At 67.9% G+C, this 15,692-nt stretch carries 13 protein-coding genes, 1 tRNA gene and 1 riboswitch; of the genes, 9 read left to right on the top strand and 5 right to left on the bottom strand.

Going from position 1 to position 15,692, the window contains the following annotated elements; genetic code table 11:
* Positions 1–9: 9 nt before the first annotated feature.
* From OHA40_RS17755 to OHA40_RS17780, 6 genes are all read left to right on the top strand, one after another.
* Positions 10–1,215 carry a DNA polymerase III subunit delta' gene (locus tag OHA40_RS17755; protein WP_330228053.1) on the top strand — a complete coding sequence of 402 codons (1,206 nt, stop codon included), beginning with the start codon at positions 10–12 and terminating at the stop codon, positions 1,213–1,215.
* A 62-nt stretch (positions 1,216–1,277) separates the two neighbouring features.
* Positions 1,278–1,350, top strand: a tRNA-Thr gene (locus OHA40_RS17760).
* Between the two features lie 504 nt (positions 1,351–1,854).
* Positions 1,855–2,472, top strand: coding sequence for a TetR/AcrR family transcriptional regulator (locus OHA40_RS17765; RefSeq protein WP_330228054.1), 618 nt, complete (start codon positions 1,855–1,857; stop codon positions 2,470–2,472).
* A 282-nt stretch (positions 2,473–2,754) separates the two neighbouring features.
* Positions 2,755–4,473, top strand: a complete 1,719-nt coding sequence (locus tag OHA40_RS17770) for a CocE/NonD family hydrolase (protein ID WP_330228055.1) — start codon at positions 2,755–2,757, stop codon at positions 4,471–4,473.
* Positions 4,474–4,632: 159 nt separating this feature from the next.
* The gene (locus OHA40_RS17775) at positions 4,633–5,091 is read left to right on the top strand and encodes a DUF6069 family protein (RefSeq protein ID WP_330228056.1); all 459 of its coding nucleotides are present in this window, start codon (positions 4,633–4,635) and stop codon (positions 5,089–5,091) included.
* Between the two features lie 52 nt (positions 5,092–5,143).
* Entirely contained in the window at positions 5,144–5,575 is a 432-nt protein-coding gene (locus OHA40_RS17780) for an AMP-binding protein (RefSeq protein WP_330228057.1), read from the top strand.
* Positions 5,576–6,218: 643 nt separating this feature from the next.
* Here OHA40_RS17780 and OHA40_RS17785 read toward each other — a convergent pair.
* The 3 genes from OHA40_RS17785 to OHA40_RS17795 form a co-directional block, all read right to left on the bottom strand.
* Positions 6,219–6,641 carry a PPOX class F420-dependent oxidoreductase gene (locus tag OHA40_RS17785; RefSeq protein WP_330228058.1) on the bottom strand — a complete coding sequence of 141 codons (423 nt, stop codon included), beginning with the start codon at positions 6,639–6,641 and terminating at the stop codon, positions 6,219–6,221.
* A 121-nt stretch (positions 6,642–6,762) separates the two neighbouring features.
* The gene (locus OHA40_RS17790) at positions 6,763–7,236 is read right to left on the bottom strand and encodes a hypothetical protein (RefSeq protein WP_330228059.1); all 474 of its coding nucleotides are present in this window, start codon (positions 7,234–7,236) and stop codon (positions 6,763–6,765) included.
* 200 nt (positions 7,237–7,436) lie between these two features.
* Positions 7,437–8,489 (bottom strand): alpha/beta fold hydrolase, encoded by a 1,053-nt coding sequence (locus OHA40_RS17795; RefSeq protein ID WP_330228060.1) that lies wholly within the window; start codon positions 8,487–8,489, stop codon positions 7,437–7,439.
* 153 nt (positions 8,490–8,642) lie between these two features.
* Between OHA40_RS17795 and OHA40_RS17800 the strand changes: the two genes are divergently transcribed.
* From OHA40_RS17800 to OHA40_RS17810, 3 genes are all read left to right on the top strand, one after another.
* Entirely contained in the window at positions 8,643–9,029 is a 387-nt protein-coding gene (locus OHA40_RS17800) for a glyoxalase superfamily protein (RefSeq protein WP_330228061.1), read from the top strand.
* Between the two features lie 152 nt (positions 9,030–9,181).
* Positions 9,182–9,658: a DUF2752 domain-containing protein gene (locus OHA40_RS17805; RefSeq protein ID WP_330228062.1), complete on the top strand. Its 477-nt coding sequence runs from the start codon at positions 9,182–9,184 to the stop codon at positions 9,656–9,658.
* 28 nt (positions 9,659–9,686) lie between these two features.
* Positions 9,687–9,875, top strand: a complete 189-nt coding sequence (locus OHA40_RS17810) for a hypothetical protein (protein WP_330228063.1) — start codon at positions 9,687–9,689, stop codon at positions 9,873–9,875.
* Here the strand turns inward: OHA40_RS17810 and OHA40_RS17815 are convergent, their stop codons facing one another.
* Positions 9,876–11,222, bottom strand: a complete 1,347-nt coding sequence (locus OHA40_RS17815; protein ID WP_330228064.1) for a M1 family metallopeptidase — start codon at positions 11,220–11,222, stop codon at positions 9,876–9,878. It abuts the gene before it with no gap.
* The gene (locus OHA40_RS17820) at positions 11,222–15,133 is read right to left on the bottom strand and encodes a Pls/PosA family non-ribosomal peptide synthetase (RefSeq protein ID WP_330228065.1); all 3,912 of its coding nucleotides are present in this window, start codon (positions 15,131–15,133) and stop codon (positions 11,222–11,224) included. The genes OHA40_RS17815 and OHA40_RS17820 overlap by 1 nt, the downstream gene beginning before the upstream one ends.
* Positions 15,134–15,575: 442 nt before the next feature.
* Positions 15,576–15,689: riboswitch (SAM riboswitch) on the top strand.
* The last annotated feature ends 3 nt before the right edge of the window (positions 15,690–15,692 follow it).

Below are 15,692 nucleotides of genomic sequence, written 5' to 3' on the forward strand. Positions count from 1 at the left end.
GTGTACGGCGTGGCGGGTGTCTTCGATCGGTTGGTCGGCCAGGAGGCGGTCGAGTCCGAGTTGACCGCTGCCGCCATCGCGGCGCGCGCGGGCGTGGTCGAGGGGGCGATGACGCATTCGTGGTTGTTCACCGGCCCGCCTGGATCGGGCAGATCCGTTGCGGCGCTGTGCTTCGCGGCCGCATTGCAGTGCACCGACCCGCAGGCTCCCGGGTGCGGCAGCTGCCACGCCTGCACCACAACCATGGCGGGCACACACGGTGACGTGCGCCGGGTGGTGCCCGAGGGACTGAGCATCAGCACCAAAGAGATGCGCGAGATCGTGCAGGTCGCCTCGCGTAGGCCGAGCACGGGGCGCTGGCAGGTGGTGGTGATCGAGGATGCCGACCGCTTGACCGAAGCGGCGGGAAACGTGCTGCTCAAGGTGGTCGAGGAACCGCCGCACCGGACGGTGTTCCTGCTGTGCGCGCCTTCGGTGGATCCGGAGGACATCTCGATCACACTGCGTTCCCGGTGCAGGCATGTACACCTGGTGACGCCGTCGATACCCGCCATCGCCCGGGTGCTCACCGAACGCGACAAGCTCGACGAGCAGACCGCGACCTGGGCCGCCGCCATCAGTGGCGGGCACGTCGGGCGCGCCCGCAGGCTCGCCACCGACGAGGAGGCGCGCGCCCGCCGCCAGCGTGCCCTGGCCTTGGTCGCCGCGGTCGGCACGTCCGGAGCGGCCTACTCCGCCGCCGACGAGCTGGTACGCGCGGCCGACGACGAGGCCAAACAGATGAGCGCGGCCCGCGACGAACGCGAACGAGAAGAACTCGCCACCGCCCTCGGCGCGGGCGGCACCGGCAAGGGCGCGGCGACCGCCACCCGTGGTTCCGCCGGTGTGCTGAAGGACCTGGAACGACGCCAGAAGTCCCGCGCCACCCGCACCGGCCGCGACGCCCTCGATCGCGCCCTGATCGACGTGGCCGGCGTCTACCGCGACGCGCTGGCCGTCCGTTTCGGCGCCGCCCGCCGCGGTTCCGGCGTCGCGCTCACCCACCCAGACCTTTCCGACCAGATCCACGACCTCGCCGCGCGCCTGCGCCCCGAGGGCCTGCTCCGGTCCATCGAGGCCGTCCTCGCCTGCCGAGAAGCCCTCGACCTCAACGTCAAGCCCCGCTTCGCCCTCGCCGCCATGGCCGCAGCCCTGATCGCAGCCCAGTCCCAGTGACCGTGACCACCCGTTTTCGCGATCGGCCCCCGAGACGATAGACTCGCTTGGCCGAAAGGCACGCCGCCTTAGCTCAGTCGGTAGAGCGCTTCACTCGTAATGAAAAGGTCGCGAGTTCGATTCTCGCAGGCGGCTCAATTCCCTTTTGCTATAAGCGCAGGTAGAAGTGCGGAGTCTGGCTGCTAATTTTGTCTCATTTCCTGATGACGGCGTCATCGGTATTTGATGACGGGCAACGCGGTTCGGTCCTTCGCTAGACCATTTGAGCTGCTCTTTCACCTGAGAGCGCTGGGGATTGGGCGCCGGGGAGGATGGCTCCCCCTTCGGCTGTCCGTCAATGTTTTGGTATCAGGCCGGTGTGGCAGGTTCGGGGTGGATGGGGACTCGGACGCGGGGTGAAGCGGGTTCGGAAGCACTCCCGACCCCTCTGCCAGTGGAGTAGGTCTAATCCGTCCTCGAGCATCCGACGTGACTTGCGACTTTTTCGGCGCGGCGCGAGGCACTCCGGAAGCGGGATTGACATCGTCGCCGCTCGGCTGCAATTTCACGGTATGCTGAAATATGTTTCAGCCGGTGCTGGAACAGCAGTAGCAGGCAATCGCGCACGCTCATGGAACGGGCAGGAGGGGGCAGCGGGACATGGTGGCACGGGCAGGAAGGGGTCCGCGTGGGGAACGTGGCGCGCAGGCGGACCGCATTCTGGCGGCGGCCCGCAAGTCCTTCGCTGAGCGGGGCTACAACGGGACCTCATTGCGGTCGGTGGCTCAGGCCGCCGATGTGGATCCCACCCTGGTGAACTACTACTTCTCCAACAAGACGGGATTGCTGAAGGCGGCGCTGGAGCCGCCGGACGCCTTCGGTGCGGGCATTGCCGAGGCCGCCCAGGTGCCGCTGGAGGAGCGCGGGCGAGCCTTCGTGGAGGCGGCGCTGCGCATGTGGGACGACCCGGCCACCGCGGAGGTCCTGCGCTCGATCATCCTCGCGGCAAGTCACGAGCCCTTCGCCATGGAGCGCCTCCGCTCCGTCTTCTCCGCGCTCGTCCTGCAGATCGTGTCGGCGAGCCTTCCCCACGACGAGGCCGAGGTGCGCGCAAATCTGGTCTCCACGCAGATCGTGGGCCTTGCGATGACACGTTACGTCTGGGCGATCGACCGCATCGCCGACATCCCCTCAGAGCAGGTCATCCGCCTGATCGCGCCGACTGTGCAGCACTACCTCACGGGCGCCCTGGGCGGGGACATCCCGGGGAACGCCTGACCGCAAGCGACTGTCCGGAGCGGAGCGGACATCGCCCGCCAGTCCGCCTATTCCAGCGCAGACGCCAGTATCCCAAAATCCTCCACCCCTCCATGGGATGACCTGTGAGGACGATGCGCCCGTCCCGGTCCGCGGCCCCCGGCTCCCCTCGGGCATTCACGGCCCCGATGCGAACGACGCCACCATATTTTCACGCCATATGGAAATTCCCCTTGCCTGTAGCGAGTCTGCGCGCGTACGGTGAGGACAGTTAATTTCAGTACACGTGGAAATGAGAGTGCCATGGCCCGATTCAAGGCCGCCGGAGTGGAGCCCGGTCAGCGTCAGCTCAACGGACCGCAGACCACCGGTCGTCAGTACCGCAACCTGTCCCCGGCCCTCCACGGGACGACCCGCGAGGACAATGTGTCCGTCCCGGTGCGCGACGGCACCCAGCTACTGGCCGACATTCACCGGCCCGACGCGGAGGGCAGGTTCCCCGCCCTTATCGCGGCGGCCCCCTACCCCCGCCAGCTCCAGGACCTGGGCGCCCCCGCGGCCATCATCGAGGCCGGCGCCAGCGACTTCTGGGTGCCGCGCGGCTACGCCCATGTCATCGCCAACCTCCGCGGCACGGTCGGCTCCGGCGGCGTCTACACCTTTTTCGACGAGCAGGAGCGCAAGGACCTGTTCGACCTGGTCGAGTGGGCCGCCGGGCAGCCCTGGTGCGACGGAAAGGTAGGCATGATCGGCATCAGCTACTACGCCATGAGCCAGCTGGAGGCAGCCACCCAGCGCCCGCCACACCTCGAAGCCCTGTTCCCTTTCAACGTCACTGTCCAGGTCCGGGAAGCCGCTTACCACAACGGCCTGTTGAGCGAGGCCTTCCTTACCCCCTGGATCCATGCGCTGGGCGTCCTGTCCGCCCACGGCGACCGCCTCTACCGCAAGGGCCTGTCCCGTCTCCTGCGCCGGTTCCTCGCCATCCCCGCCGTCCACCGGCGGTTCAGCCAGACCGACGGCGTCCAGGCAACCCGCGGCCTGCGGCTGGTCAGCCGCTTCCGCCACGACGCCCACCCATGGAACGCTCTGCTCGAGGCAGTGACCACCGATCACCCCACCCGGGATGCGTGGTGGGACGAGCGTGACCTGACCGGACTGCTCGCCGATGTCGACATACCCGTCTACCTCGGCGGCGAATGGTCCAACGTTCCCCTCCACCTGACCGGGCTCTTCCAAGCCCGGGACGCCCTCGCGCACAACCCGCACGTGCGCATGGCCATGCTCGGGGAGCACAGCCTGCCCTGGCCATGGGAAAGCATGCACATCGAGGCACTCGCCTGGTTCGACCACTGGCTCAAGGGCCGGGACACCGGCATTCTCGAAGGCCCTGCCATCCGCTACTGGTTGCCCGGGGCCGAACAGTGGCGCACCGCCGACTCCTGGCCCCCGTCGGCCACCCACACCGCCCTGGCCCTCAGCGCTGACGGCTCCCTTACGGCCGACGAGCGGCCGGGCGAGCGCAGTTACGCCACCGATGGCGCGAACCACATGCCAGGCCAGCTGAGTTGGACCAGCGCCCCCCTTCCCGACGATATCGACATGGTCGGCCACCCCGAACTACGGCTCACCGCCACCAGCAGTGCGACCGACACGGCATGGATCCTGCTTCTGCAAGACGTCGGCCCGGATGGCAAGGCCGCCGACATCACCCAGGGCTGGCTGCGCGCCGGCATGCGCCACGTCGACGAGGACGCGAGTGAGACGGGCCGGCCCGTCCTCCCGATGCAGGCGCGGATTGCCGTCCCTCCAGGCGAGCCGGTCGACTACCGCATCCCGCTGGTCGCCAACGCCCGCCGGTTCCAGCGCGGGCACCGCATCCGGCTGATCCTCACCAGCGACGACAATCGCGAGGAGTTCCAGCCCATGCTGCTGTTCAGTCACGCCCCCGTCAGCATGGCGGGCGTCAACACGGTGCACTCCAGCTCACGCCTGCTGCTTCCGATCCTGGACGGCGAATGAACGGGATGCCCTCCGGCCGCGACGACCCGGCGGTCCGCTCGTTTCGATCACCCTCACGGTGAGCTCGCGGCCGGAAACCAGCGTGGCCCCACATACCCCTGTTCGCCGCGGCGCCCCCGCCCAGGCAAGACCGTCCCAACCTCTGATGGAGTGCCCTTGATGACCACTACGTCCACCCGCCCGGCCAGCCCGAGCCTCCTCCGCTACACATCCGCGGTCGGCGGCGCCATCCTGGTCACAGCCCTGCTGTGGGCCGCAGCCCACAGCCTCGGCGTCGAACTTCGCGTCGATGCCCGCAACGGACGGCCGGCCCAGGTCGTCGGCCTGCCCCTCGTCGCAGGCAGCACGCTCGTCGTCTCCCTGCTCGCCTCGGCGACGCGGAAGTGGTTGGACCGGTTGACCGACCGGGCCCCGACCGCCTGGACCCGACTGGCCGTCACCGTGTTGCTGGTGTCGCTCGCGCCTATGGCGTACGTCCAGGCATCCGGCAGCGCCAAAGCGACGCTCGCCCTGATGCACCTGGCAGTCGCCGCCGTACTCGTGCCGCTCCTGGCCCGCGGAAGCGGCGATCGGCCCGGAACGCAGCAGCACGCCAGAAACAACCAATCGATCCGTTGAAGGTGCGGAGCGTGATCCGGCCGCCGACCCGGACGTCGAAGGAGCCATGCACATGCCCAGCCATCACGCCAACCTCGCCGCGATCCTGGTGGACGCTGCGGCGCGCCACCCCGACCGCCCCGCCGTCCGGCTCGACGGTGCCACCCTCAGGTACGCCGAACTCGACGAGGCGAGTGCCCGAGCCGCGTCGCTCCTGCGCAGCGCCGGGGCGAACGCGGGCGACCGGGTCGGCCTGATGCTGCCGAACCTGCCCGCGTTCGCCGTCCCGTACTACGGCATCCGGCGCGCCGGCGCTCGGCTCGAATCTGGTCTCCGGCACCCGATCCGCGATCCGCGACCTTGGGCGGTTCCATCGCCAGGTGATCACCGGACAGACTCCATCGGCCAACGGCCGGATATCAGTGTGCGACAGACGAAATGCCGGTTTCTCGATCATGGCAGTACAGAGAGGCCAGCACCTGGCCGCGCCGTAGGACCAAAGTAATGCAATGCCATGTCACAGTCCGCTTCCCGGGTTGGCCGCCGATGCACTACAAGGCCGACTCCGTAGCAGCGCACACCTTTGCGAAGGCAGTGTATGAAATGGGACTGGCAACAATTCAAATCGATCAGGATATGCGCGAAGCATTGCAGCCCATGCCTTATCAGCGGCTCTGGCGATGAACAAACATGACTGATGCCGCCTGCTGCAGCATCTGATGGGCTCGGTCGGAGCCGAATCCCTTGCCGTGCCCACCAGCTCGAGATCCAGCCGAACTCGACTCGGACTCGAACACCCCACATGCTGATCGCCAACCGTGCCCTGGATGTTGTCCGGTATCCCGCCAGTGTCAGGTCGACACGCCTCGCTGTCGCGAGCCTGTCGGTGCAGTACCGGAACAGCTGCTGACCCGCGCGCGCCGGAAGTCGCGCGGTTTCCGCAACCGCTGCGGGCGTTCACCCGTCTCACCGCCCTCAGTGCCGGCTTGTCCAGGCAAGCCAACCGCATACTCTGCTAAACCTTCTGAACCACTCCGACCGACTCTCCACCGCGGAATATCAGCGCGCCTCAGCGCTAAGTGAGATACACAGGTGTCGGCCGACAATGTCAAGTCCGGACCCGGACCGTGCGGTTGTCGAACGGGTCGTCAAGATGCCCAGGGGCCGATGCCGCCGACCTTGTCGATTCGGATGCGGGTGAGGTAACCGGGCGGGGCGTCTTCCGGCGGGAACTGGGCTGTGCGGCCGATCATGGTCTTGGCGAGTTCGGTGAGCAGTTCGGGGGCGCCGCCCTCGACGACGCGGGCGGTGCCGGTGATCGACAAGTACGGGCGCATCACTTCGCCGCGTTCGGAGGAGAGGATGGTGACCGCGACGCGCGGGTCGCGGCGGACGTTGCGGATCTTCTGGTAGACGCCGAGGTGGGCGGTGACGAGCTCGTCGCCATCCGGTGTGGATTGCAAGGCCACCCAGACGACGGATACCTGGGGACTGCCGTCGGGGTTGATGGTGACCAGCGTTGCGTCGGCACCGGCACCGATGAGTGCGCAAGCGTCGTCGGCGAGTTTCATGTGTTGTTCTACCGCTCGGCCGCCGCTTTCATTCCCGGCTCACCAGCTCTGCAGAAAGCGACCGCGTCGCGACAATCCGCGGCGTGACGCAGCGTAAGTCGTCCCTCGACGCTATTGCGGACTACGTGACGACGAATGTTCCCTTGCCCGGCATGTGCGGATAGTTGGTCGCGATCAGCACTTCGGCTCGGCCGAGACCGGAGGGGATGGTGACGGGGACCCAGTGGCCGTGGACATTCTCGCCGGTTGGCGTATCGTCGTCGACCCAGATCGGCGGAAGACTGCCCAGCTCGCCGGTATCGGAGTTCCGCCAATAAACCGTGACCTCTACGCCGCAGGAGCCGCCCGGGACGTCGGGGGTGAAGACGAACTCCGGACGGATCCACAGCGTTGGACTGCCGGAGTAGTTGCGGTCGGGATCGTACTGGGCCGCGATCATTCCGATGCCGGTACCGCCGCCTCCGCATACCGTGCGTGCCGGTGGGACGCCGACGGGGATCGCGGACGCGGTGGGGGCGGTCAGCGCCAATGCGCCGGCAGCCAGAGTTAGTGCCGTCATACCGCGATAGCCGTGCACGGCTGCTCCGCTCTTCATCGGGGTCGAACTGTCTGCCCATGTGTCGCTCGAGATTCGCAGAACGTTAACCAGCGTTGGCGCTGTCGGCATCCGCGTCTTGCCGTGCATGGGGAGGGCTACCGCGAGCGGGTGCGGTGCCGGATCGGGTAAGTCGAAGGGCGCAAGCCGTTACCCTGGGCTGGGCGCCGTTGACCAGCCCAGGAGAACGTCTTCCGGGCTCAGCCGGCAGCTGCGGAGCGCAAGTGGACGCGCTCGGCGATGCTCGCCAATTCCGCGTTGAAGCGGTCGGCGGCTTCGATATTGCCCAGGTGGCCAGTGGGCCACACATGGTATGCGGCCAAATGGCCAGTGTCGCGCAGCGCGTCCGCGATACGACGCGACATACGCTCGGGCAGCAACCGATCTTGCGCGCCCGCGATCACCGTGGTCGGCACCGTGAGCGAGGCGGCGGCCTCGGCGAGATCGATGTCGGCGAGCGCGGCTGCGTGCTTGCCCCGGGTGAGCGGTCGGCAGGAACGCACGATGCCGAGGGCGAACTCCACCTGGTCCGCGGTGGCCTGCTCGGTCATCACCCGTGCCTTGAGCAGCGCGCTTGCGGGCCAACCACCCGGCAGTGGCACCGGGGCGGTGAGCAATGTCTCGGCGACGATCATCGGTATCCGCACGTTGGCGCCGAGCAGGGTAATCGGCCGGTCGGCCAAGGTCAGCGGCTTGTTCAGCAGCGGGAGCAGATCGGTGTCGTACCGGATGTTGCCCGAGCTGGTGTTCAGCAGCACGGCCGCGGCGGCGTACCGCCGCACCTGGTCCGGGTAGACCGAAGCCCACGCCTGCACGGTGATGCCGCCCATGCTGTGGCCGACGAGCACCGCGCGTTGGCCGGGGCGGAGGGTGGCGGCCAGGACGGCGGCCAGGTCGTCGGCCAGCGTTTCCTTGCTCGGCGCGGACTTGCCGAATTCGCTCGCACCGTGGCCGCGCTGGTCGTAACAGACCACTCGATAGCGATCGGCGAAGGCGTTGATCTGCGGGTTCCAGTACTCGATACTGCAACTCCAGCCGTGGATCAGAACAATGGCGTCGCCCTTGGCGGGACCGTAAGCATGCACCCGCAGGCGGGCACCGTCCTTGGTGGTGACCGGGATGACCGCACAGCGTGCGGTGGGGGCGTTCAGAGACGCGGTCTGAAAGGTGCGGGACCGCAGTCCGGCACGGTAAGCGGCAGTGAGCGCGCCGTTACGCGCGTCCGCCAGCGTCCTCATCGACTTCACCAGCATCGAGCACTCCTTTGTGTCCTCCGTCACCGTACAGTGCTAGCAAGATGCTTGCTAGTGCTAGCACTCGATGACGGATTTCCTGGCTTGTACCGAGGAGTACCCCGAATTCGGTCCGGTCAAAGATCATTTCTGGACCAATCTTGTCTGCGTCCGATGCCACAATCAGGCGTGGTCAAGATCCGTTTCGAGCCGCCGATACCCGTGCTGCGCATGTTCGATGTCGCGCGGACCTTCGAGTTCTATCGCGACTACCTGGGTTTCGCCGTCGACTGGGAGCACCGCTTCGGCGCTGAGTTCCCGCTGTACGCGCAGGTCTCCCGGGCCGGAGCGAAGATTCATCTCAGCGAGCACCACGGCGACGGCACGCCGGGCACGGTCGTGTGGATCGCGGTGGAGGATGTGTTCGCCTGGCAGGCCGAGCTGGCCGGCAAGAGCTATGGCTACGCCGAACCCGGCAGTCCGGAGGACGGTCCGGGTGGGCCGGGATTCGAGCTGGTCGATCCATCCGGCAACGTGCTGCGTTTCGCCCAGCCGGAGTAGCGGCCCACGCTCTGGTGCGGACGCCCGCACGGATCCGGCGTTGTACGCAACCCTATGGTCGCACTCCCGCTTTCGAGCCCAGCGAGACCGAGCCGGGCCGCGAACACGGACGCCGTAGGCGCTGCAGAACGAACAGGGCTACGGTTGACGCTGTGGACATCGCGCGCATCGGCCCCGGACTTGCGACCGCTCCGGATGCCGAGCAGAGGACGGATGCCGAGCAGAGGACCGGTTGGCGCGCGGTGGGTCTGCCGCTGCTGGTGGCGGGTATCGGCGTAGGTATCGGCGTGTTGTTGCACCTGCGGGATCCCCATGTCGAAGGCTCCTACGGCACCTGCCCGGTCTATGCCCTGACCGGCTGGTACTGCCCGGGATGCGGCGGGATGCGCGCCGTACACAACCTCACCGAGGGACAGATCATCGATGCCGTGCAGAGCAATCTACTCGCGATTCCGCTGGTGCTCGCGTTCGCGGTGTGGGTGACGGACTGGACCATCCGGGCCTGGCGCGGTCAGAAGATGCGTCTGCCGTCGATCAGCCGGATCACCATGTGGACATTTTTCGGATTGCTGGCGGTCTACACCGTGCTGCGCAATACGCCGTGGGGGACCCTGCTCACACCGGTGTAGCCGCCAGGCGTGGAGGCTAGCTGCAAATATGAATGATTCGCTGAAGTCAAGGGTGCGGGAGAAGTTGCTGCGCCAGCTCGCCGAGGACGGCCCGCTGGACACCGAGCACGACGACCCACGGCTGATCGCTGTGGAAACCGATCTCGACGCGCTGGCCAACGTCGCCGAGGACGATCCGCTCATCGAAGAGCTCGCCACGCGCTATCTGGTGTTCTGATCAGGTAATCGACATGCCGCCGTGCGGCGGCAGCTGGGGTAGCGGTTCGGCGAGCAGCCAGCTGTCCCACAGCGGGCGCAGCGGCACCAGGCTGTAGTGTCCCGCGAGGTCGGTGAATTCCTCGGTGGTCACCGACGAGTGCCGGTAGCGGATCGTCCATTCGCGCAGCAGGTTGAAGAACGTCGAATCGCCGAGTTCCAAGCGCAGGGCGTGCAAGGCCAGCGCGCCACGTTTGTAGACGCGGTCATCGAACATGCGCCGCGGCCCTGGGTCGCCGACGATGATGTCCTGGGGCTGGCGGGAAAGATTGTGCCGCGCGGCGCGGGCCAGCTGGTCGGCAGTGGGACCGCCCGCCGCTTCCGACCAAATCCATTCCGCGTAGCAGGCGAAACCTTCGTGCAGCCAGATGTCGCGCCATTGGCGGATGGTCAGGCTGTTGCCGAACCACTGATGCGCCAGCTCGTGCGCGATCAGCCGCTCGGCGCCGCGGCGACCGTCGCAGTGGTTGGCACCGAAGATGGAGATGCCCTGCGCCTCGATCGGGATCTCCAACTCGTCGTCGGTGACGACCACCGTGTACCCCTCGAGCGGATAGGGGCCGAACTTCTCGGTGAAGACCTCGAGCATGGCCGGCTGCCGGGCGAAATCGTGGTCGAAGTTCGCGCGCAGCCGCGGCGGAATGACGGCCTGCATCGGTACCGGGGAGTGTGCGGAACCGATGCGATGCTTGCGATAGTGGCCGATCTGGATGGTCGCCAGGTAGCTCGGCATCGGCTCCGCCTGCTCGTAGACCCAGGTGGTCTGGCTGGCCTTCGTCTGCTTGCGCAGCAGGGTGCCGTTGGCCTGCGCGTAATACGGCGAATCGGTGGTGATCGAAATCCGGTAGCTGGCTTTGGAACTCGGATGGTCGTCACAGGGGAACCAAGATGCCGCGCCATTGGGCTGACTGGCCACGAGCGCGCCCTCGGTGAGTTCCTCCCAGCCGACTTCGCCCCACGGTCCGCGCACCGGTTTGGGGATGCCGCCGTACTGCACCACCACCGACAGCACGCCGCCCGCCGGAATCCGCTGCTGCGGCGTGATCACCAATTTGCCGTGCTGATGGGTGTATTTCGCGGCCTTGGTCCCGTTGACGAACACCTTCGAGACGGTGAGCGCTTGCGCGAGGTCGAGTGCGAAGCGCGGCTGCATAGCGGTGGTCACCGCGGTGATCGTGGCCCGTCCGGTGAGCCGGTTGCCCGCGACCCGATAGGCCAGCTCCAGTTCGTACCGGGAGACCCGATACCCCCGATTGCCATTCTGCGGTAGGTACTCATCGATGGGGGCTTCGTAGAACTTGCCCGCCATCAGCGTGCTCCGGGGTCGCCCGTGAACCAGGGTGCGATCGGGTTGCCCCACCAGCGCGTCGATGCGGGCACCGTGTCGCCACGCATCACCAGCGAGGCCGGGCCGATGGTCGCGCCGTCGCCGAGTGCCGAGGCAGGGAGCGCGACGCAGTGCGGGCCGAGGGTGGCGCCCGCGCCGAGGGTGACGGTGTCCATGGCCATGATCCGATCGTGGAACAGGTGGGTCTGCACCACGCAGCCGCGCTCCACGGTCGCGCCGTTGCCGAGAGTCACCAGGTCCGCCTCCGGTAGCCAGTAGGACTCGCACCATACCCCGCGGCCGATCTTGGCGCCGAGTCCGCGAAGCCACAGATTCAGTACGGGCGTCCCGGTCGCGGCGCGTGCGAACCACGGCGCGGCAACTGTTTCCACAAAGGTGTCGGAGACCTCGTTACGCCACACGAACGAACTCCACAACGGGTGCTCCTCGGCGCCGATTCGCCCCACCAGCAACCATTTTGCGGCCACCGCGCTCGCACCCGCGACAGCGCCGGCCGTCAGCAGCACCAGCCCGCTCAGCAGCCCGGCGGCCAGGTGGCCGAAGGTTTGCGCGAGCCAGGCCAGAGCGAAAAGCACGCCGAGTCCGATGGCGAAAGTCACCAGGACTGGGAAGAGGCGGCAGGTTTCGACGATGGCGCGGGCGATGCGCAGACGCGCGGGCGGGTCGAAGGTGCGTGCGGTGTCGGTGCTCTCCGCCGCGCGGCGCAGCCGGACCGGCGGGCTCCCCAGCCAGGACGAACCCGCCTTCGCCTTGGATGGCGCCGCCGATAGCACCGCTACCAGGCCGTTCTTCGGGACGCGGCGGCCGGGCGCGGTCATTCCGGAATTGCCGAGAAAAGCGCGCTTGCCCACCTTGGCCTCGCCGATGCGCAGCCAGCCGCCACCGAGTTCATAACCCGCGATCATGGTGTCGTCGGCCAAGAAGGCACCGTCGGCGATGGTGGTGAACTTCGGCAGCAACAGCACCGTGGACGCCTCGACGCTCTTGCCGACCTTCGCGCCGAGCAAGCGCAGCCACACCGGGGTGAGGAGGCTCGCGTACAGCGGGAACAGGAACGTGCGTGCGGAATCCAGCAGTCGCTCGGTGGCCCACGCCTGCCACCCGACGCGACTGCGCACCGGGTGGTAGCCCTCGGTCAGGCCGATGCTCAGCAGCCGAACCGAGACGATGGTCGCCGCCGCGTACACGCCGAGGCTGAGCAGGGTCGCGACGGGAAGGATCGCGAAGGCGCGGACGACACCGTCACCGAGCGTGCGGGTATCGCGGACGAACCAAGCGATGAACGCGCCGCCGACGCCGAGGCCGAGAATCGGCATGGCGGCCAACGCCATCGACGTGACGGCGAAGATCCCGACCCAGTGCCGGGCCCGGTCGGGCGTGTGCGGCGGCCAGCGATGCTGGGCCTTGCCGATCTTCACCGCGGGTGAGCCCGCCCATTCCTGTTCGGCCTTCACCTTGCCCGACACCGCGGAACCAGGCGCCACCTCGGCGTTCTTGCCTATCTTCGTGCCGGGCAGCAGGATCGAGCGCGAGCCGACCACTGCGCCGGGGCCGACGGTGATCGGGCCGAGATGCACCACGTCGCCGTCGATCCAGTAACCGGACAGGTCGACCTCCGGCTCGACGCTGCATCCGTCGCCGAGCTCGAGCATGCCGGTCACCGGCGGCAAGGTATGCAGGTCGACGCCCTTGCCGATCTTCGCGCCGAGCGCCCGCGCGAACGGCACCATCCACGGTGCGCCGGACAGGTTCTCGGCGCCGCTGGCCTCGGACAGGCGAACGGCCGCCCACAGGCGCAGATGTACCGCGCCGCCGCGCGGATAGCTGCCCGGCCGGACGCCGCGCAACAGCAGCCGTACGCCCGCTACACAGATCGCCATGCGACCGGGCGGCGAGATGAACAGCAGGAACGCTGCCAGCGTCCACCACCAGGACAGCTGCGGCAGCCACGGCAGCGAGCCGGACCACGCCGCGATATTGCCGACGATCGCCAGCCAGGTGAGCCACTGCAGGCCGGTGAGCGCGGTCAACGGGATGGTGGCGAGCACCTGCGTCACCTGGGCGGCCAGCGGCGTCGGCCGCACCACCCGTTCGGCGACGGCGACCGCGGGCGTGGTCTGCGCCAGCAGGTCGACCAGGGCGCCGAGGCGCGGATGATCGTAGAGATCGGCGACGGTGATCTGCGGATAACGTTCGCGCAGGGCGGTGACCAGCTGCGCCGCCGCGAGCGAGCCGCCGCCCAGGTCGAAGAAGTCGGCGTCGAGATCGCCGACCTGCGCGCCGAGAATCGAATCCCACAGTCCGGCAACCCATTGCGCCGTGCCGGTCAGGTCGTTGTCGTCGTCCTCGGCGGCGTCCGGCAGCGGCCACGGCAGCGCGTCGCGATCCACCTTGCCGGAGGTGCGGGTCGGTAGCTCGTCGATCACCGCGAGCCTGGGCACCAGCGGAGCCGGAAGTTGTTCGGTGAGACTGGCTCGCGCCGCCTTGGCGTCGAAGTCCGGTCCCGGCCCAGTGAGGTAGCCGATCAGTAGCTTGTTGCCCGCCGCTGTGATTCGGATCGCGGCGGCGGCGCCGGTGACACCCGGGAGATGCTGGAGCGCGTTGTCGATCTCGCCGAGTTCGATGCGGCGGCCGCCCAGCTTGATCTGATCGTCGGCCCGGCCGAGGAAGACCAGTCCCGCGCTGTCGTTGCGAACCAGGTCGCCGCTGCGGTAGGCCCGGTCCCAGCCGACCGAGGGCAGCGGCGCGTACTTCTCGGTGTCCTTGGCCGGGTCGAGATAGCGCGCCAGGCCGACGCCGCCGATCACCAATTCGCCGGATTCGCCCTCCGCCACGGGATTTCCCGCCTGGTCCACCACGACGAGATCCCAGCCGTTGAGTGGAAGTCCGATGCGGATCGGCCACTGGCCGTTCAGCCGCGCGGCACAGGCGACAACCGTCGCCTCGGTGGGCCCGTAGGTGTTCCATACCTCGCGAGCCGAATCATCCGTTCCGGCAAGGCGTTCGGCGAGTTCGGGCGGGACGGCCTCGCCGCCGAAGATCAGCAGCCGCACCGCCTCCAGCGCCTCGACCGGCCAGGTCGCCGCCAGGGTTGGCACCGTCGAGACGATGCTGATCTCGCGCCGCACCAGCCAGGGGCCCAGGTCGGCGCCGGTGCGCACCAGGTCGCGGGGGGCGGGCACCAGGCAGGCGCCGTTACGCCAGGCCAGCCACATCTCCTCGCAGGAGGCGTCGAAGGCGACCGAGAGACCGGCGAGGACCCGGTCACCCGGACCGATCGGGGCGTCGCGGAGGAACAGGTCGGCTTCGGCGTCGACGAACGCGGCAGCGTTGCGGTGCGTGACGGCAACGCCTTTCGGGGTTCCGGTCGACCCGGAGGTGAAGATGATCCAAGCGTCGTCGCCGGGGGTGGGGAGCGCCGACCAGGTGTCGGCACCTTCATGCCGCTCCGCGGCGCGGATACCCGCGGCCGTGGTCTCGATGCCATCGGCGGTCACGATCGCGGTGACCTGGGCTTCGCCGAAGACGAGCTGGGCGCGCTCCGCAGGATCGTCGGCGTCGACCGGCACGTAGGCCGCGCCGCTGTAGAGGACCGCGAGAATGGTCACGTAGAGCCCGCGGGTCCCCGACGGCATACGCACGCCGACCCGGTCGCCGGGGCGCACGCCCGCCGTGGCGAGGCGGGCCATGGTCTTCTCTACCTCGACGACCAGTTCCAGGTAGGACAACACCACGTGGCCGTCATCGATGGCGGGCGCGTCGGGATGCGTGAGCGCTGTCGCGGTCAGGATGTCGACGAGTGTTCTCGGCTCGGGCGCGCGATCGCCCCGCAACAACGGGCGCACCGGCGCATGGACCTCTGTCCAGAGCATGGCGCTCGGTGCACCTCCCATCGACCTGCCTCACACTTCCCGTTGTTGTGTCATAGCTGGGTTACCAAAGGGCAAACGCCATGATGGCCAATCGTCCACGTTACCCGGGGTCGTCGTCATTTGTTGTTCACCCGACTGGATACCGGATCGCCTGGCGCTGTGGGCGTTGTTGCAGGTCGGGACGATTTTCGCGGTACGAACCCCGGCAGCCGCTGGTCGGCGGGGAGCGCGTAGAGTTTGCCGAAAGTTCGCTGATTTGCTGGATGTGATTCCGCTCGCTGTATCTGTTCTGCGTGTTCGCTCGGCTGCGCGTGCGGCTCGCGAGTTGTCATCGGGGTGCTTGTAAAGACTCGCGTGTGGTGGTTATGTCCCGATCGGTGTGTGTGGGCTCGGGTTGGGACGTGGTTGACAGCGCCGGGGCGCTTCTGCCAATCTCGGCTCAGGTCATGAGTGCCAGTGCTAAGCCCCGGCTTGCTGGTCGGCAACCCTCCTCCGCGGTGGGGTGCTCCGGGTGACGACCAGGCCGACGCCCGACCGGGCGCGGCAAGCGCGGACTCGA

This window comes from Nocardia sp. NBC_00508 (genome assembly GCF_036346875.1).
Taxonomy (GTDB): Bacteria; Actinomycetota; Actinomycetes; order Mycobacteriales; family Mycobacteriaceae; genus Nocardia.